Source organism: Streptomyces sp. BI87, from assembly GCF_025957665.1.
Taxonomy (GTDB): domain Bacteria; phylum Actinomycetota; class Actinomycetes; order Streptomycetales; family Streptomycetaceae; genus Streptomyces; species Streptomyces albidoflavus.
Genome location: NZ_CP110079.1, coordinates 1,359,977 through 1,375,926 on the forward strand (window position 1 = coordinate 1,359,977; position 15,950 = coordinate 1,375,926).

The following is a 15,950-nucleotide window of genomic DNA, read 5'->3' on the forward strand; positions in this document are numbered from 1 at the left end:
AGCGCGGGAGATCGTGTTCGACTTTCTTCAAGACTATGACTTGCTCGGGGCCTTCTGGGTGACGGTGAAGCTCACCCTTCTCTCGGGCGCCGGTTCCCTGATCCTGGGCACCGTGCTGGCCGCGATGCGGGTCAGTCCCGTGCCCCTCATGCGTGGCTTCGCCACGGCGTACGTGAACATCGTCCGGAACATTCCGCTGACGGTCATCATCGTGTTCACCTCGCTGGGCCTGGCCGACACCTTCCGGCTCACCCTCGGCGGCGAGGGCGTCAAGGACATCGCCTTCCGGATGGCGGTCCTCGGACTGAGCACCTACACCGCCGCGTTCGTCTGCGAGTCGGTGCGCTCCGGCATCAACACCGTCCCGGTGGGCCAGGCCGAGGCGGCTCGCGCGCTCGGGCTGAACTTCACCCAGGTGCTCACCCTCATCGTGCTGCCGCAGGCGTTCCGCACGGTGATCGGCCCGCTGGCCAACGTCCTGATCGCGCTGACCAAGAACACCACGGTCGCGGCGGCGATCGGCGTCGGCGAGGCCTCCCTCCTGATGAAGGAGATGGTCGAGAACGAGGCGCAACTGGTGCTGATCACCGCCGTCTTCGCCCTCGGCTTCGTGATCCTGACACTTCCCACCGGCCTCCTGCTGGGATGGCTGGGCAAGCGGCTGGCGGTGAAGCGATGAGCTCCGTTCTGTACGACACCCCGGGACCGCGCGCCAAGGCGCGCAACCTGATCGTCTCCGTCGTCTTCGCCGTCGCGCTGGCGGCCGGCGTCTGGTGGCTGGTCTCCGCCCTCGGCGACAAGGGCCACCTCGAATGGGCGAAGTGGAAGCCCTTCACCGAGTCCTCCTCGTGGACCGTGTACCTGCTGCCGGGCCTCGGCAACACCCTGAAGGCCGCCGCCCTGGCAATGATCATCGCCCTGCCCCTGGGCGCGGTCTTCGGCATCGCCCGGCTCTCCGACCACGCCTGGGTGCGGATACCCGCCGGCACCGTCGTGGAGTTCTTCCGCGCCATCCCGGTCCTCATCCTGATGGTCTTCGCCAACGAGCTGTACTCGGGCTCCGTCGAGCCGGACGTCCGCCCGCTGTACGCCGTGGTGACCGGCCTCGTCCTGTACAACGCCTCGGTGCTCGCGGAGATCGTCCGGGCCGGCATCCTCTCGCTGCCCAGCGGCCAGGCCGAGGCGGGCCGGGCGATCGGCCTGCGCAAGAGCCAGACGATGCGGTTCATCCTGCTGCCGCAGGCGGTCACCGCGATGCTCCCCGCCATCGTCAGCCAGCTGGTCGTCATCGTGAAGGACACCGCGCTCGGCGGCGCCATGATCGGCTTCACCGAGCTGCTCCGCTCGCGCGGCACCATGAGTGCCTTCTACGGCAACACCATCCCGAGCTTCATCGTGGTGGCCGTGATCTTCGTGGTCCTCAACCTGATCCTCACCACCTTCGCCTCCTGGCTGGAGAAGTGGCTGCGCAACAGGAAGAAGTCGAGCGGCGCCGTGCTCGGCGCGGCGGCCATCGAGGACGCCAAGACGGTGGGCGCCAAGGCCCGGCTCGGCACCGGTCCGGACGGCGGCGCCGGCGGATCGGCCGTCTGAGCAGCCGCACCACCCCTGACCGGACGCCCCACCTCGGCGGCCGCAGCCCGCGAAAGGCGGCGACGATCATGTCGCCGCCTTTCGTCGCTTGACGTGGACAGCGGCAATGGGTTGCATACGTTCTGTGATCGCGCACCGGGCTCCAGCTGCCAGTTCCCGCCCCGCCCCACCCCTCTCACCTGCCCCTGAGGCACCCCGGGAGGCGGCTCCGTGGACCCGGTGATCATCGTCGGGGCGGGACCCGCCGGGCTCGCCCTGTCGCTGGCGCTCGCCCGCCACGAGGTCCCCACCCTCCTCCTCGACCAGTCCACCGGCCCCGACGAGGAACGCTTCGCCCGCACCGTCGTCCTGCGCGAGGACACGGCGGCACTCGCGGCCCGCCTCGCCGGCACCGGCTTCACCCGGAGCGGCACCCGGCTGGCCGGCGTACGCTCCCTGCGCCGCCGCCAGGAAGTGGCCGCCCACACCTTCGACGAGGCACTGCCCGCCCCGCTCCACCTGCCGCAGCACACCCTCACCCGGGCCCTGCGCGACGCCCTCGCCCGCGAACCCCTCGCCCGCCTGGTCCGCGGCACCCGCCTCGACCACCTGGAGCAGGACAGCGGCGGCGTCACCGCGCACACCAGCACGGCCGGCACCGGCGGCACGGCGGCCGGGTCCGGCGGGTCGACCTGGCGCGGCAGCCACCTGATCGGCTGCGACGGCCCCCGCTCCACCGTCCGCAAACTCCTCGACGTCCGCTTCCCCGGCCGCACCGCCGTGGAACGGCACGCCGTCGCCGCGGTCCGCTGCACCCTGCCGTTCGCCGGCGAGGAGATCCTGCACCGCAACCCGCCGTGGCGCGGCGGTGGCACCGAGGTCACCGCCCGGCCGCTCCCCGGCGAGCGCTGGCGCATCGACTGGCTGCTGCCGCCCGGCGGCGAACTCGTCACCCCCGAGGCACTGGTGGCACGGGTACGGGCCACCCTGGCCGGCTGGACCGACGGCACCACACCGCCCTACGACCTCCTCGACACCGGCGTGTACACCGTCCACCACCGCCTCGCCCGGCGCTGGCGCGCGGGCCGGGTCCTCCTCGCCGGGGACGCCGCGCACCTGCTGGGTGCCCTCGGCACCCCCGCCGTCGACGAAGGGCTGCGGGACGTCGACAACCTCGCCTGGAAACTGGCCCTGGTCCGCCACGGGCACGCCGCGCCGGAACTCCTCGACAGCTACCAGGAGGAGCGCCGAGCCGTGGTCGCCTCCCGGCTGCGCGCGGCCGACCAGTCACTGCCGATACTGCGCGGCGGCTCCCCGCTGCGCCCCCTGCTGCCCGGTTCCGCGCGCGGCCACGAGGCGCTGCACAGCGACGGCCACCTCGGCCGGGGCCCGCTCGGCGCACCCCCCGCCCACCTCCACTCGCCGCTCACCCCGGCACCACCCCACCCGCGCACCAGCGCTGACGCGGGCGTGGGCGACCTGGTCACCGACGTGCCCGTCACCGCCGAGGACGGCTCGACGGTCCGGCTCCGCGACCGCCTGGGCCGCACCGCCCTGCTGGTGGTCCTGGTCGCGCCCGGCACCGGGGTCTGGGACCGGCGGCACTGGATGACGGCCGGAGTCATGCCGCGCCTCGCCGAGGCCGTCGCCGGCCTCCCCCAGCCCGCCGAACTCCTCGTCGCCGAGACCTACCCCGGCGCCGCCGCCCACACCGTCCTCCTGGTCCGCCCCGACGGCCACCTCGCCCTCGCCCTGAGCGGCGTCGACGAGTCCCAGCTCCGCGCGGCGGCACGCACCGTGTGCGGGGCGGACGCGGGCACCCGGGAGGAAGCGGCCCGGGCGGCACGCTGAGGGGCGGGGCGCGCGGTTCACCGGCGTACACCTGCCCGTCCCTGCCGGTCCGCGCCGATCCGTATCCCCCAAGGCCCGTACGTCGTAGGCGCGTTGGGCGCCCGTCCGTCCACCGCCGGCGAGCGTGCGGGCCGCGCCCCCGCCAGGCCCTGGACACCCGGTTGGCCATGGTCCGCCCCCGTGGTCTACTCCGGAACGTGACCGACACCGAGACGCGCCTGTGGCGGAGGGTCCATATGGACCTCGTCCGCTACGCGGGCTGCGTGTGTCGCCCCTGCTGCTGACTTCGCCCCCCTTCTCCTCGTACGAGGCCGCCGCGCCCCGTGGCTCACCGCCCCGCGCACACGGCTCTTCCCGTGGTCCGCGCGCCGCCGCCCGTACGTCCTCAGCGAATCTCCGGACGGCACACGTGTCCCCTCTCCCTCCCCCGGTCGCCCCCGCCGGCGCTCCGGTTCTCCCCTCTCCCACCTCCGGGACGCCCGCGGCCCACACCACCGAGGGCCCCGGCCAGGCCGAACTGCTCGCCTTCGTCCGCCGCGCCGCCGCCGACACCGCCCTCGTCGCCACCCTCCCCCTCGACCCGGAGGGCCGCACCTGGCTCCGCCTCGACGGGCCGGGCGGCAGCGAGGCCTGGCTGATCGGCTGGCCACCCGGAACCGGCACCGGCTGGCACGACCACGGCGGCTCGTACGGCGCGTTCGCCACGGCAGCGGGCAGCCTCCGCGAGGACTCCCTCGCCCACCGGCTCCCCACCGAAGGCAGGACCGGAACGACGCTGGAACTCCCCGAAGGCATCGACCGGACAAGGGAGTTGAGCCCGCCCCAGGGACGCGCCTTCGGCCCGCACCACCTCCACCAGGTCCTCAACACCGCCGACCACGCCCACGCCGTCTCGGTACACGCCTACTACCCGCCGCTCCCCCTGATGCGTCGCTACAGCCGCTCGGGGCAGGCGCTGAGGCTGGAGCAGATCGAACGTCCGGAGGACTGGCAGTGAGCGTCTATTCCTTGCCGAGTTCGGCTTCTCCGGGGGCCCCCTCCCCCCTCCCCTCCCCCGCCTCCCCGGCCCACCGTCCCGCCCAGCCCGAAGCACCCTCAGCGAGCACAACGGCACCCGGGCACCCGGTCCCGCCCCCCGCCACCACGGACGGCCGCACCGGCCCGCCCACCGACGGCCTCGCCACGAACGCGGCCACAGCAGAATCCGCAAGCGGTTCCCCGACCACGCCCACCGGCAACGCCACGGCGGACCGTGCCGGCGCCGACCTCACGGACAAGCTCCCAAGCGGTTCCCCGGACAGGCGCTACGACGGCCTCGCCACGAACACCGCCGCAAACGAATCCGCAGGCGACTCCCCCGGCACGCCAACCCGCCCCGTCGCAGCGAACGGCCCCACGAACGAGCCCACCAGCGGTTCCCCGAGCACGCCCACCGACGGCCTCGCCACGAACGCCACATCGAACGAGCCCACCAGCGGTTCCCCGAGCACGCCCACCGACGGCCTCGCCACGAACGCCACATCGAACGGCCCCCCAGGGGCTTCCCCGGACACGCCCACGAATGCCCCCGCGGCCTGCCCCACAGACCCACCCGGCAACACCCCGTCAGGCACCCCCTCGATCACGACCGCCCGCCCCCAGCCGACGGCCCCCACCTACGACGCCACCGGTCACACTCACGCACCCCCTACACCGCCGAGGTCCTCCATCACCCGCACTACCCCCACCACCCCCGTCCCCATAGACACCCACCTGGAACGCGTCCGCTCCCGCCTGGCCCGACTCACCCCGAATCAGGCGCAGGACGCCGCCCGTCGGGGGGCGCTCCTGGTGGACATCCGCTACGCCGCCCTCCGCGACCGGGATGGTCTGATCCCGGGGGCCCTGGTCGTCGAGCGGAACGAGTTGGAGTGGCGGCTCGACCCGCAGGGCAGTCACCGGCTGCCCGAGGCGGACCGGCACGACCGCGAGATCGTCATCCTCTGCAACGAGGGCTACGCCTCCAGTCTGGCCGCTGCCTCCCTGCACGATCTCGGCCTGTTCCGGGCGACCGACCTCGTCGGTGGCTTCCAGGCGTGGCGCGCCGCGGGTCTGCCCGTGACCGCGCCCGCCGCTCCCTGATCAGCGGCGTGCCGGGGCCCTGACCGGCGTGGCGACGCGATCGCGCGGATCACGCCGGTCACTCCCCCCACATGTGCTCCTCCACGTCCTCCCCTTCTTCCTCCAGCGCCTGGCGCACGACCCGCAGCGCCAACCCTTCCCCGTACCCCTTGCGGGCGAGCATCCCCGCGAGCCGTCGCAGCCGCTTGTCCCGGTCGAGGCCGCGGGTCGAGCGGAGTTTGCGGTCGACGAGTTCGCGGGCGGTGCGCTCCTCCTGCTCGGGGTCGAGCTTGGAGACCGCCTCGTCGACCACGGCGGCGTCGACGCCCTTGGTGCGCAGCTCCCGGGCCAGTGCCCGCCGGGCCAGGCCCCGCCCGTGGTGGCGGGACTCGACCCAGGCGTCCGCGAACTTCTCGTCGTCGATCAGGCCTACCTCCTCGAAGCGGGTCAGCACCTCGTCGGCCACCTCGTCGGGGATCTCCCGCTTGCGCAGGGCCTCGGCGAGCTGGCTGCGGGTGCGGGCCGTTCCGGTCAGCAGGCGCAGGCAGATGGCGCGGGCGCGCTCTGCCGGGTCCTGAGGTGGCTCCTCCCTCCCGGCCCTCGACGGGAAGGAGGAACCACCGGTCGTACCGGCGTCCCGGCGGCGTCCGCGTCCACGCCGCCGGCCGGCCCCCGCACCGGCCGGGTCACCCTCCGGTCCGGCTCCCCCGTCGTCCGGATCGGACCACGGGGGGCCGGGCAGGGACGCGCCCTGCTCCTGCGGGTGATCGTCGGCGTCCGGACGCCGGGCCCACTGCGCCACGGCGGATCAGCCCTTGGCCGCCGCGGCCTTGGTCGCCCGGGTCGCCTTGGCCGCCGGAGCGGGCACGGACTTGGCCTCCTTGGACTCCTCGGTGGCCGCGGAGTCGGCAGCCGCCTCGGATCCGGCCGCGTCGGGCCGCACGCCGACGCCGAGCTTCTCCTTGATCTTGCGCTCGATCTCGTCGGCCAGGTCGGGGTTGTCCTTGAGGAAGTTGCGGGCGTTCTCCTTGCCCTGCCCCAGCTGGTCGCCCTCGTAGGTGTACCAGGCGCCGGCCTTGCGGACGAAGCCGTGCTCCACGCCCATGTCGATCAGGCCGCCCTCGCGGCTGATGCCGTGGCCGTAGAGGATGTCGAACTCGGCCTGCTTGAAGGGCGGGGCGACCTTGTTCTTGACCACCTTGCAGCGGGTGCGGTTGCCCACCGCGTCCGTGCCGTCCTTGAGCGTCTCGATGCGGCGGATGTCGATCCGGACCGAGGCGTAGAACTTCAGGGCGCGGCCACCGGTCGTCGTCTCCGGGGAGCCGAACATCACGCCGATCTTCTCGCGCAGCTGGTTGATGAAGATCGCCGTGGTCTTGGACTGGTTGAGCGCGCTGGTGATCTTCCGGAGCGCCTGGCTCATCAGGCGGGCCTGGAGACCCACGTGGGAGTCGCCCATCTCGCCCTCGATCTCGGCCCGCGGCACCAGGGCGGCGACGGAGTCGATGACGATCAGGTCGAGCGCGCCGGAGCGGACCAGCATGTCGACGATCTCCAGCGCCTGCTCGCCGTTGTCCGGCTGGGACAGGATGAGGTTGTCGATGTCGACGCCGAGCTTCTTGGCGTACTCCGGGTCGAGCGCGTGCTCCGCGTCGACGAAGGCCACCTGACCGCCGGCCTTCTGGGCGTTGGCCACGGCGTGCAGGGTCAGGGTCGTCTTGCCGGAGGACTCCGGGCCGTAGACCTCGACGACACGGCCGCGGGGCAGGCCGCCCACGCCGAGGGCGATGTCCAGCGCGGTCGAGCCGGTGGGGATCACCTCGACGGGCTCGTTCGGCCGCTCGCCCATGCGCATGACGGCGCCCTTGCCGAACTGCCGTTCAATCTGTGCGAGCGCGGCGTCGAGCGCCTTCTCGCGGTCGGTTCCAGCCATGGGTTCCACCCGATTTGCTTGAGTCGTTCGCTTCACGTCGAAAACGCTAACGCCTGGCACTGACAATGCGCCTCGACGCCCTCGCGGCTGTGGATAACTCCGCCCCCGAACTGCCGGAAACCCAGGCGCCGCATCGCCAGATTCTTCATAAGAATGGATGTTCGATTTTCGTGTCAAGCGTGCCACACGGGGCGCGCGGGGCCGTCCGTGCCGAGTTGTCGGCAGCCTCTGACCGACCGGGTCGGGGCCTCGCCGGACGATGTCAGACCTTTACCGAGCGATCGGTCCACGCCGCCGGCGACCGACGAACGCGGCCCCGTGGTGAAGCGGCCCCTCCGAGCGGGCCATCAGGCAGATGCCGGCCAACCTGCGACAAGGTCCTCAGGGTCCTGCTCGGCCGGGCCCGTGCGCCCCCTGACCGGCAGGGCGGCTTCAGGTGGAACAACCTCTCCGGGCAGTCCGCCCCGAGCGAGCGGGAGAGCCAGGCCCCCGGGTCGGGTGCCGAGGCGACCGCGACCGGTGCCCGCACGGGCTGCCGCCCCGGCTCACCCCTCCCACCGCTTACGCACGGACGCGGCCTCTCCGGTGACCAGGGTGTGCGGTGGGACGTCCTTGGTGACGACGGACCCGGCGCCGACCACCGCACCCCGTCCGATCGTGACGCCGGGGAGGACCGTGACCGCCGCGCCGAGCCACGCGCCGGCCTCGACGGTCACCGGGGCCCGGGTGATGTAGTCCGGCCGTTCGGAGGCCGGGAGGGGGTGGTCGGAGGAGATGAGGCTGGTCCGCGGGCCGATCAGCACCCCGTCGCCCAGCCGGATGCCGCCCTGGTCGAAGAAGGTGCAGCCCTGGTTGACGAAGACGTGCTCACCGACCTCGATGCGCAGCCCGTGGTCGGTGTGGAAGGGCGGGTAGAGGGTGGCGGTGGCGGGGAGCGGCCTGCCGAGGATCTCCGTCAGGAGCGCGGCGCGGCCGGCCTCGTCGTCGAAAGGCAGCACGTTGAGCCGCGAGGTCAGGGCGGTGACGTGGGCGATCCGCTCAGCCACTCGCGCGAACTCGGGCGTACGGACGTAGAGCCGGTCCTGATCAGGCATGGGGATTCCTCACGAGGGGCTGGAGAGCCGGGTCGGCACCCGGCGGCAGGCGGAGGCCGGATCAACCAGGGGTTGGCCTGGGATCGATCACGTCATCAAACCGCCCGGTGCAGGTCCGGTTCAAACAACGCCGGGCCCTCACTCGATCAACCGATGGTTGTTCGGCCGGACCTAGGATGACCGGCATGAACGTCACCGCCGTGCGTACCTTCGTGGCCGTCGTGGACGCCGGCCAGTTCCAGGACGCCGCCGCCGATCTGTCGATCACGCCCCAGGCGGTGTCCAAGCGCGTCGCTGCGCTGGAGAAGGAGCTCGGGGTCCGGCTCCTGGTCCGGGACGCGCGGGGAGCACGGCTCACCGTCGACGGGCAGGCGTTCCTTCCCCACGCCCGCGGACTGCTCCAGGCCGCCGAGCGGGCCGTCTCCTCGGTGCGGCCGGGCAGCAGGGCGTTGCGCGTCGACGTGATCGGGCGGCAGCTCTCGCTGGCGGGCCTGTTGCGCGGCTTCCACCGGGCCCACCCCGGCACGGAACTGGACGTCGTGACGCTCTTCGACTCCGACACGGCCGTCGCCGCCGTGCGGGACGGAGCCGTCGACGCGACGTTCCGCGCGGTGACCGCGCCGGGCCACCGGCTCCCGCCCGGAGTGGTGGCCACCCCGGTCCTCGACGAGCCGGTGCACCTGTTCACCGGGCCGGGCCACCCGTACGCCGACGCTCCCGCGATCACCCCCGCCCAGCTCGCGGGCCACCGGATCTGGATGCCCGGGAACGCCCCGGGCACCGAGTGGACCGCCTACTACGAGGCACTGGCGGAGGCTTTCGGCTTCGTCGTCGACACGGTCGGCCCGGACTTCGGCATCGAGCCGCTGCTCGACACCATCGCCGGGTCCACGACGCTGGCCACCTTCGTCAGCGAGCAGACCCCGCTGGTCTGGCCCGCCGGGCACGCCCTGCGCCGCATCCCCCTGGTGGACCCGACCCCGGTCTACCCCCACTGCCTGATCTGGCGCACCGACAACCCCCACCCGTCCCTGGCCGACCTGCGGGACCATCTGACCGCCGCCCGCCCCGTCCGGACCGGGGGTGGCGTCTGGGTTCCGGAGTGGAGCCGGCCTACGGACCGAGGATGACCGTTCCGGTCCGTAGCCGGGGCCGCGTGCGGTTGCTCCGGGCGCGCCTTCCCCGGTGCCGGGGCCCGCTTCGCGTATGACCGTCGGGACTGCTGGGACCGATGAGTTCGGTCGTCGAAGGAGGTCTTCCCCGGTATGACGCGCATCATCGCTGACATCTCCGTCTCGCTCGACGGCTTCGTCACGGGACCGGACCCCGGCCCGGCGGGCGGCCTGGGTACGGGAGGCGAGGCCCTGCACACCTGGGCGTTCTCCGAGGACCCCGAGGACCGGCGGATCTTGGGTGAGGCGACCGCGCGCTCGGGCGCCGTCTTCCTCGGCCGCCGGCTCTTCGACGTGGTCGACGGTCCCGGCGGCTGGAGCGACGAGGTCGGCTACGGCGCCGGGGAGGCCGGCCGGCCCGCCTTCGTCGTCGTGACGAGCGCGCTGCCCGCCTCGCTGCGGCTGACCGGGCTGGACTGGACGTTCGTCACCACGGGGCTGGCCGACGCGGTGGCCGCCGCGCGGGAGCGGGCCGAGGAGGCGTCGGAGAGGAGCGGCACCGAACTGGACACCGTCCTGATGGGCGGCGCCGCCACGATCCGCTCGGCCTTCGACGCCGGGCTGGTGGACGTGGTCTCCCTGCACCTCGCCCCGGTCGTCCTGGGCGCGGGAACGCCCCTGTTCACCGGTGCGGCCCCGCGCACGCTGGTGCAGCGGAGCGTGACCCCGACGTCGACGGCGACCCACCTGACGTACGAGGTGCTCCGGTGACGGCGCCGGGCAGACCGCTGCCGGACACCGGGCCGCAGCAGGCTCGGGGAAAGGTGCTCTGGCACTTCTCCATGTCGCTGGACGGCTTCGTGGCAGGGCCGGAGCACTCGATGGACTGGTGACGGGGGTCACCGCCTCCCGGCCGGGCATCGTCGAGGAGTACGTGGCGACGACCGGGGCCGTGCTGGGCGGGCGGAAGGGCTGGGACGCGTACCCGGAGCCGGGCGCGGTCTACGGCGGGGCGTGGCACGGGCCGCTCTTCGTACTGACGCACCACCCCGGGGAGGCGCGGCAGGTGCCGGGGGTGACCTTCCTGAGCTGCGACGTGGCCGAGGCGGTGCGGATCGGACTGGACGCCGCGGGCGGCGGGAACCTGGAGGTCTTCTCGCCCACCGTCGGACGGCAGCTCCTGGAACGCGGCCTGATCGACGAGATCGACCTGCACGTCGCGCCCGTCCTGCTCGGCGACGGCGTCCGGCTCTTCGACAACCCGGGCGGCGCCCCCGTCCGCCTCGCCCTGCTCAACGGCGACGACCCGGCCCGCGAGGTGAACCTGCGGTACCGCCCGCTCCCCGGCGGCCAGGGCTAGTGACCTGAGTCAGAGATTCGTCGTTAGTCGGGCATGAGCCGTCCAGGTCCGAAGATTCCGCCGTTGTCGGTCACTGATGCCCAGCGGGTGGTGCTGGAGGGCTGGGTGCGGCGCCGGACGACGGCCCAGGCCCTGGCCCAGAGGTCGCGGATCGTGCTGGAGTGCGCCGAGGGCCACTCGATCATGGAGGTGTCCCGTCGGCTGCGGATCGCTCCGGACACGGTCCGCACCTGGCGGCGCCGGTTCATCGAGCGCGGCCTGGACGGCCTGTGCGACGACCCGAGGCCCGGTGTCCCGCGGAAGATCACCGATGCCGATGTCGAACGGGTCATCGTCAAGACGCTCGAGGAAAGGCCGAAGAACGCGACCCACTGGTCGACGAGGTCGATGGCAGCGGCGACGGGAATGTCGCAGTCAACCGTCTCGCGGATCTGGCGGGCGTTCGCCCTGGCACCGCACCGGGCTCAGACGTTCAAGCTGTCGACCGACCCGCTGTTCATCGACAAGGTCCGCGACGTCGTCGGCCTCTACCTCGACCCGCCGGAGAAGGCACTCGTCCTGTGCGTGGACGAGAAGTCGCAGATCCAGGCCCTGGACCGGCCCCAGCCGGTCCTGCCGATGATGCCCGGTGTTCCCGAACGCCGCAGCCACGACTACGTCCGGGCCGGCACCACCACCCTCTTCGCCGCCCTCGAAGTCGCCACCGGCAAGGTCATCGGCTCCCTCCACCGCCGCCACCGGGCGGCGGAGTTCAAGAAGTTCCTGGCCAAACTCGACAAGGAGGTCCCGGCCGACCTCCAGATTCATCTGATCCTGGACAACTACGCGACCCACAAGACACCCGACATCAAGAAGTGGCTCCTGGCCCACCCACGGTTCCACCTGCACTTCACGCCGACCAGCGCGTCCTGGCTGAACCTGGTCGAGCGGTGGTTCGCCGAACTGACGCAGAAGAAGCTCAAGCGCGGTGTCCACCGCTCCGTCCAGGCCCTCGAACGCGACATCCGGGCCTGGCTCGCCGACTGGAACGAACACCCCAGACCCTTCCACTGGACCAGGACAGCCGACGAGATCCTCGACAAAGTCGCCGCCTACTGCCGTCGAATCTCTGACTCAGGTCATTAGGTTCTGTCCGGCGGATCTTCGCGGTCCTCCGGCCGTTCGCCGCCGGGCTCCGCCCGGGTCGCCCCGCCCTCCTCGCCGGGGAGCGGCTCGGAGGGGGTGATGACGTCCGGGCCGGCGGTCTCCTCGTTGGGCAGGCGCAGGGCCTTGCGGACGCGGAGGAGGACGGGGCCGGGTGCCCGGCGCCGGTGGCCGCTGACGCGGGCCTCGTCGTGGACGTCGTAGCGGCGGACGTACGCGCCGAGGAAGGCCTGGAGGGTGGCGACGGCGGGGATGGCGATCAGGGCGCCGACGGCGCCGAGGAGGGCGGTGCCGGCGATGACGGAGCCGAAGGCGACGGCGGGGTGGATGTCGACGGTCTTCGCGGTCAGCTTCGGCTGGAGCATGTAGTTCTCGAACTGCTGGTACACGACGACGAAGCCGAGCACCCACAGGGCGTACCAGGGGTCGACGGTGAAGGCGATGAGCATCGCCAGGGCGCCGGCCAGGTAGGTACCGATGGTGGGGATGAACTGGGAGACCAGGCCGACCCAGACGGCGAGGGCAGGGGCGTAGGGCACGCCGAGCCACTGGAGCAGGACGTAATGGGCGACGCCGGAGATCAGCGCCATGAGGCCGCGCGAGTAGAGGTAGCCGCCGGTCTTGTCGACAGCGATCTCCCAGGCGCGCAGGACCTCGGCCTGGCGGGCGGGCGGCAGGACCGAGCACAGGGCGCGGCGCAGGCGGGGCCCGTCGGCGGCGAAGTAGAAGGCGAAGAGGGTGAGCGTCAGCAGCTGGAAGAGGCCGCCGAGGACCTGCGCGGAGATGTCCAGGACACCGGTGGCGCTGTTCTGCACGTACCGCCGCAGCCAGTCCGAATGGACCAGGCTGTCCTGGACCTCCAGGCGGGACAGGTCGGTGTGGAAGGTCTCGTTGGTCCAGCTGATGACCGAGTCGAGGTACTCGGGGAAGTCCTCGACCATGTCGACGATCTGCCCGGCCAGCATCGAGCCGAGCAGGGTGACGAAACCGGCGCTCGCGACGAGCAGGCCGAGGAAGACGGCGGCGGTGGCGAGGCCCCGGCGCATGCCCCGGGCGGCCATCCAGCTGACCGCCGGCTCGACGGCGAGGGCGAGGAAGAAGGCGATCAGGATGTTGATCAGCAACGAGGTGAGCTGGTGGAACGCCCAGGTGCCGAGCTGGAAGACGGCGACGAGGGCCAGCGCCATCACCATGGCACGCGGCAGCCACCGGGGCATGGCCGAGCCCAGGGGCGGCCGGTCGGGCTCCGGTACGGGGCCGGTGGCGGGGCGGTCGGCGGGGCTCGCGCTCTCGTCTGTCGATGACACGGGGTCAGTCTCGCCCACCGGCGGACGGCTGGGGACCACCCGGCAGGTCGTCCGGGTCACATCGGCGCCCGGACGGCGCCCGGGGCCCGGTCAGCGGCGCTCGGCGGGGACGTCCATGGCGGTGCAGACGGCGCGCCAGACGTCCTTCGCCTCCCAGCCCGCGTCGAGCGCCTCGTGGACGGTGCGCCCGCCGAGTTCGGCCATGACGTGGTCGCGGGCGAAGGTCTCGGCGTAGCCCGCTCCGAAGTGGTCCGCCATGAGTTCCCAGAAAACCGTCAGCCGCATGGGTCCAGTATCGCGCCCCGGCCGCGGGTCAGCCGGTGAGGGCCCGCAGTCCGGCGGTGACGGCGACGGCGGCGCCCACCACGACGAGGAACGGGGCGCGCAGCAGCAGCGCGATCCCGGCGGCGGCCAGCCCGGCCGCGCGGGCGTCGAGGGTGAGCGTGGTGCCCTGCGCGAAGGTCTGCTGGGCGGTGAGGGCGGCGAGCAGGGCGACCGGGACGAGGGCGGCGAGCCGCCGGACGAGGGGGCGTTCCAGGACCCCGGCGGGGACGAGGAGCCCGACGAGCTTCCACGCGTAGCAGCCGGCGGTGGTGAGCGCGATGGCGATCCAGACGGTCATCGGGGGCTCTCCTCGGAGGGACGGGGCCTGCGGCGGCCTTCGGCCCACAGGACGGCGGGGGCGGCGAGCGCGGCGACGAGGACGGGGACGCCGCCGGGCAGGACGGGCAGCAGCCCGAGGCCGAGGAGGACGGCGGCCGCGGCGGTGACGCGCTCGCGGGCGGTACGGACCATGGGGGCGAGCAGGGCGAGGAAGACGGCGGGGCCCGCGGCGTCCAGGCCCCAGGCGCCGGTGTCGCCGATCGCCTCCGCGCCGAGGGCGCCGAGGAGCGTGGTGACGTTCCACAGGGCGTAGAGGGTGGCGCCGGTGACGAGGAAGCCGAGGCGGGTGTGGCGCCGGCCCCGCTGGGCGAGTGCCACGGCGGAGCTCTCGTCGATGACCCAGTGGGCGGCGAAGGGGCGCGCGGCGCGGGGCAGGGCGAGGAGCTGGGAGAGGCGCAGTCCGTAGAAGGCGTTGCGGGCGCCGAGGAAGAAGGCGCCGGCCGCGGCGGTGAAGGGGTTGCCGCCCGCCGCCAGGGCGCCGACCAGGGCGAACTGGGAGGCGCCGGTGAAGACCAGCAGGCTCAGCGCGCACGCCTGGGCCACGGTGAGCCCGGCCCCGGCGGCGGTCGCCCCGAAGGCGAAGCCGGAGAGTCCGACGGCGATCCCGACGCCGAGCGCGTCGCGGATCACCTGGCGGTCGCCGGCGGCGAGGGGCGCGGGTGTGCCGGGGGCGGGGTCGCCGGGCGGGGGCCCGGCGGGGTCGGTGGGGGTCGTCTGTTCAGCCACGTCCCGGACGGTACGGGGCGCGGGGCGGGGCCGTCTTGTACGTTCTTGCGCGCTCCGGGGGCCGCCCGGCGTGGTGGGCGTTCGCGCAGGTCGCGCGCCCCGTACGGGGCGTCGCGGGGCGCGCCCCGTTCGCCGCCGCCTCACCCAGCCCGGCGGGCCTTGCGGTACGCCCCCGGGGTGACGCCGACGATGCGGGTGAAGTGGCGGTTGAGGTGGGGCTGGTCGGTGAAGCCGACGGCGGTGGCGGTCTCGGCGGGGGTGGCGCCGGAGTGGAGGAGGGCGCGGGCGCGGCGGACCCGGGCGTCGGTGAGCCAGGTGTGCGGGGGCATGCCGTAGGCGGCCTTGAAGGCGCGCAGCACGGCGAAGGGGCTGCTGCCGAGGGTCTGGGCGAGCTCCTCCAGGGAGGGCGGGTCGGTCAGCCGCTCCTCGATCAGGAGCCGGGCGCGGGCGGCGGTGCCCCGGCCGGCGGAGGCGGGGACGGCGCGGGGCGCGGTGGTGCCGTAGAGGTTCAGGAGGCGGGCGAGCAGGACGCGCAGGAGGGTGTCGGCGGCGAGGGCGTCGCCCTGTTCGACGGCGCGGTGGACCGCGCGGACGAGGCGGCCGGAGCGGGGGTCGTCGGCGAGGGGCCGGTCGAAGACGGGGGTGCCGGGCGGGTGGCCGGTGGCGTCGGCGACCTCGCGGACCAGGCCGAGGGAGGGGTAGAGGGTGGCGTACGCCCAGCCTTCGGGGGTACCGGCGCGGGCGGCGTGGGCGACCTCCGGGTTGACCATGACGAGGGTGCCGGGGCCCGCGTGCAGGGTGGTGCCGGGCAGCTCGACGCGTTCCACGCCGTGGGTGACGGCGCCGAGGGTGTAGCCCTCGTGGCTGTGGCGGGGGAAGGTGTGGCGGACGTAGCGGGCGCGCAGCAGGTCGAGGCCGGGCAGTGGCGCCCAGCTCCAGTGCCGGGCCCACTCGCGCGCGGCCTGCCGCTGCTCGGGCGTGTCGGGGGCGTCCTGCCGTTCCATGGGTCCATGGTGCGCCGTCCGTACCGCGCGTGACCTGCGTGTCCACGGCGTGGACCGGTGGTTGTCGGTGGCGGGGTGCACGATG

The 15,950-nt window shown here is 73.4% G+C and carries 19 protein-coding genes; 11 read left to right on the forward strand and 8 right to left on the reverse strand.

What is annotated here, in order from left to right; genetic code table 11:
- The first annotated feature begins 13 nt into the window (after positions 1 to 13).
- From OIM89_RS05775 to OIM89_RS05795, 6 genes are all read left to right on the forward strand, one after another.
- Positions 14 to 679 (forward strand): amino acid ABC transporter permease, encoded by a 666-nt coding sequence (locus OIM89_RS05775; protein ID WP_030698747.1) that lies wholly within the window; start codon positions 14 to 16, stop codon positions 677 to 679.
- Positions 676 to 1,593, forward strand: coding sequence for an amino acid ABC transporter permease (locus OIM89_RS05780; protein WP_047471490.1), 918 nt, complete (start codon positions 676 to 678; stop codon positions 1,591 to 1,593). Before OIM89_RS05775 ends, OIM89_RS05780 begins: the two co-directional genes overlap by 4 nt.
- 210 nt (positions 1,594 to 1,803) lie before the next feature.
- The gene (locus OIM89_RS05785; protein ID WP_247860092.1) at positions 1,804 to 3,423 is read left to right on the forward strand and encodes an FAD-dependent monooxygenase; all 1,620 of its coding nucleotides are present in this window, start codon (positions 1,804 to 1,806) and stop codon (positions 3,421 to 3,423) included.
- 167 nt (positions 3,424 to 3,590) lie between these two features.
- On the forward strand, positions 3,591 to 3,707 hold the full coding sequence (locus OIM89_RS29845; protein ID WP_313770233.1) for a putative leader peptide: 117 nt from the start codon (positions 3,591 to 3,593) through the stop codon (positions 3,705 to 3,707).
- Positions 3,708 to 3,832: 125 nt separating this feature from the next.
- The gene (locus tag OIM89_RS05790; RefSeq protein ID WP_264491052.1) at positions 3,833 to 4,420 is read left to right on the forward strand and encodes a cysteine dioxygenase; all 588 of its coding nucleotides are present in this window, start codon (positions 3,833 to 3,835) and stop codon (positions 4,418 to 4,420) included.
- Between the two features lie 710 nt (positions 4,421 to 5,130).
- The gene (locus OIM89_RS05795) at positions 5,131 to 5,544 is read left to right on the forward strand and encodes a rhodanese-like domain-containing protein (RefSeq protein WP_030699018.1); all 414 of its coding nucleotides are present in this window, start codon (positions 5,131 to 5,133) and stop codon (positions 5,542 to 5,544) included.
- A gap of 58 nt (positions 5,545 to 5,602) precedes the next feature.
- Here the strand turns inward: OIM89_RS05795 and recX are convergent, their stop codons facing one another.
- The 3 genes from recX to OIM89_RS05810 all read right to left on the reverse strand — a co-directional run bounded on the left by recX (position 5,603) and on the right by OIM89_RS05810 (position 8,550).
- The gene (gene recX, locus OIM89_RS05800; protein ID WP_195730268.1) at positions 5,603 to 6,325 is read right to left on the reverse strand and encodes a recombination regulator RecX; all 723 of its coding nucleotides are present in this window, start codon (positions 6,323 to 6,325) and stop codon (positions 5,603 to 5,605) included.
- Positions 6,326 to 6,331: 6 nt separating this feature from the next.
- A complete protein-coding gene (recA, locus tag OIM89_RS05805) occupies positions 6,332 to 7,456 on the reverse strand; it encodes a recombinase RecA (RefSeq protein ID WP_030699020.1) in 1,125 nt (374 codons plus the stop codon).
- Between the two features lie 545 nt (positions 7,457 to 8,001).
- Positions 8,002 to 8,550, reverse strand: a complete 549-nt coding sequence (locus tag OIM89_RS05810; RefSeq protein WP_030699021.1) for a sugar O-acetyltransferase — start codon at positions 8,548 to 8,550, stop codon at positions 8,002 to 8,004.
- A 185-nt stretch (positions 8,551 to 8,735) separates the two neighbouring features.
- Here OIM89_RS05810 and OIM89_RS05815 point away from each other — a divergent pair, with 185 nt between their 5' ends.
- The 5 genes from OIM89_RS05815 (at position 8,736) to OIM89_RS05835 (ending at position 12,147) form a co-directional block, all read left to right on the forward strand.
- Positions 8,736 to 9,680, forward strand: coding sequence for a LysR family transcriptional regulator (locus OIM89_RS05815; protein WP_226964505.1), 945 nt, complete (start codon positions 8,736 to 8,738; stop codon positions 9,678 to 9,680).
- Positions 9,681 to 9,815: 135 nt separating this feature from the next.
- Positions 9,816 to 10,433: a dihydrofolate reductase family protein gene (locus tag OIM89_RS05820; protein ID WP_226964504.1), complete on the forward strand. Its 618-nt coding sequence runs from the start codon at positions 9,816 to 9,818 to the stop codon at positions 10,431 to 10,433.
- Entirely contained in the window at positions 10,430 to 10,555 is a 126-nt protein-coding gene (locus OIM89_RS05825; RefSeq protein ID WP_264296882.1) for a hypothetical protein, read from the forward strand. The genes OIM89_RS05820 and OIM89_RS05825 overlap by 4 nt, the downstream gene beginning before the upstream one ends.
- On the forward strand, positions 10,552 to 11,022 hold the full coding sequence (locus OIM89_RS05830) for a dihydrofolate reductase family protein (protein WP_226964503.1): 471 nt from the start codon (positions 10,552 to 10,554) through the stop codon (positions 11,020 to 11,022). The genes OIM89_RS05825 and OIM89_RS05830 overlap by 4 nt, the downstream gene beginning before the upstream one ends.
- A gap of 33 nt (positions 11,023 to 11,055) precedes the next feature.
- Positions 11,056 to 12,147, forward strand: coding sequence for an IS630 family transposase (locus OIM89_RS05835; RefSeq protein ID WP_264491053.1), 1,092 nt, complete (start codon positions 11,056 to 11,058; stop codon positions 12,145 to 12,147).
- On the opposite strand, the gene OIM89_RS05840 is transcribed toward OIM89_RS05835, so the two are convergent.
- The 5 genes from OIM89_RS05840 to OIM89_RS05860 all read right to left on the reverse strand — a co-directional run bounded on the left by OIM89_RS05840 (position 12,144) and on the right by OIM89_RS05860 (position 15,865).
- Complete coding sequence (locus tag OIM89_RS05840) at positions 12,144 to 13,382, reverse strand: AI-2E family transporter (protein ID WP_030699025.1); 1,239 nt, start codon at positions 13,380 to 13,382, stop codon at positions 12,144 to 12,146. The two genes, OIM89_RS05835 and OIM89_RS05840, sit on opposite strands and share 4 nt — an antisense overlap.
- A gap of 180 nt (positions 13,383 to 13,562) precedes the next feature.
- Positions 13,563 to 13,757 (reverse strand): DUF3046 domain-containing protein, encoded by a 195-nt coding sequence (locus tag OIM89_RS05845; protein WP_003951246.1) that lies wholly within the window; start codon positions 13,755 to 13,757, stop codon positions 13,563 to 13,565.
- A gap of 28 nt (positions 13,758 to 13,785) precedes the next feature.
- The gene (locus OIM89_RS05850) at positions 13,786 to 14,094 is read right to left on the reverse strand and encodes an AzlD domain-containing protein (protein ID WP_175458123.1); all 309 of its coding nucleotides are present in this window, start codon (positions 14,092 to 14,094) and stop codon (positions 13,786 to 13,788) included.
- A complete protein-coding gene (locus tag OIM89_RS05855; protein ID WP_047471823.1) occupies positions 14,091 to 14,861 on the reverse strand; it encodes an AzlC family ABC transporter permease in 771 nt (256 codons plus the stop codon). The genes OIM89_RS05850 and OIM89_RS05855 overlap by 4 nt, the downstream gene beginning before the upstream one ends.
- Before the next feature lie 140 nt (positions 14,862 to 15,001).
- Complete coding sequence (locus OIM89_RS05860) at positions 15,002 to 15,865, reverse strand: AraC family transcriptional regulator (RefSeq protein WP_030699027.1); 864 nt, start codon at positions 15,863 to 15,865, stop codon at positions 15,002 to 15,004.
- Positions 15,866 to 15,950 lie beyond the last annotated feature (85 nt).

What these genes read in the sequence shown, in the direction of transcription:
- OIM89_RS05810 (WP_030699021.1), bottom strand. Translation starts at nt 8,550, where the DNA reads ATGCCTGATCAGGACCGGCTCTACGTCCGTACGCCCGAGTTCGCGCGA.
- OIM89_RS29845 (WP_313770233.1), top strand. Translation starts at nt 3,591, where the DNA reads ATGGTCCGCCCCCGTGGTCTACTCCGGAACGTGACCGACACCGAGACG.
- OIM89_RS05850 (WP_175458123.1), bottom strand. Translation starts at nt 14,094, where the DNA reads ATGACCGTCTGGATCGCCATCGCGCTCACCACCGCCGGCTGCTACGCG.
- OIM89_RS05845 (WP_003951246.1), bottom strand. Translation starts at nt 13,757, where the DNA reads ATGCGGCTGACGGTTTTCTGGGAACTCATGGCGGACCACTTCGGAGCG.
- OIM89_RS05840 (WP_030699025.1), bottom strand. Translation starts at nt 13,382, where the DNA reads ATGCCCCGGTGGCTGCCGCGTGCCATGGTGATGGCGCTGGCCCTCGTC.
- OIM89_RS05820 (WP_226964504.1), top strand. Translation starts at nt 9,816, where the DNA reads ATGACGCGCATCATCGCTGACATCTCCGTCTCGCTCGACGGCTTCGTC.
- OIM89_RS05780 (WP_047471490.1), top strand. Translation starts at nt 676, where the DNA reads ATGAGCTCCGTTCTGTACGACACCCCGGGACCGCGCGCCAAGGCGCGC.
- OIM89_RS05835 (WP_264491053.1), top strand. Translation starts at nt 11,056, where the DNA reads ATGAGCCGTCCAGGTCCGAAGATTCCGCCGTTGTCGGTCACTGATGCC.
- OIM89_RS05860 (WP_030699027.1), bottom strand. Translation starts at nt 15,865, where the DNA reads ATGGAACGGCAGGACGCCCCCGACACGCCCGAGCAGCGGCAGGCCGCG.
- recA (WP_030699020.1), bottom strand. Translation starts at nt 7,456, where the DNA reads ATGGCTGGAACCGACCGCGAGAAGGCGCTCGACGCCGCGCTCGCACAG.
- OIM89_RS05815 (WP_226964505.1), top strand. Translation starts at nt 8,736, where the DNA reads ATGAACGTCACCGCCGTGCGTACCTTCGTGGCCGTCGTGGACGCCGGC.